The following is a 256-nucleotide window of genomic DNA, read 5'->3' as shown; positions in this document are numbered from 1 at the left end:
TCGTCTGGCTCATCCTGGGCTCCCCCGGCCTGGAAGAGGTCCGCCAGCTCGCCCCCAAGGACCTGGACGCGATCGCCACCCGCGCCTTCGCCATCGTGGCCGGGCTGGGCGGTGTGGCCCTGCTGGTGATCGCCTACCGGCGCCAACGCACCATCGAGAACGGCGAGCAGCGCGAGGTCACCAAGCTGTTCACCGAACGGTTCACCACCGCCAGCCAGCAACTGGGCAGCGAGCACGCCGCCGTGCGGCTGGCCGG

General features: G+C 71.5%; 1 pseudogene. It reads left to right on the top strand.

Annotation, left to right across the window (positions count from 1 at the left end):
* Window positions 1–256, top strand: a pseudogene (locus LP52_RS27870) (pentapeptide repeat-containing protein); the annotation flags it as partial.

It is taken from the genome of Streptomonospora alba (assembly GCF_000826685.1).
GTDB lineage: Bacteria > Actinomycetota > Actinomycetes > Streptosporangiales > Streptosporangiaceae > Streptomonospora > Streptomonospora alba.
Note: the sequence above shows the minus strand (reverse complement) of the source record. Positions and strands in the feature narration are given on the sequence as shown.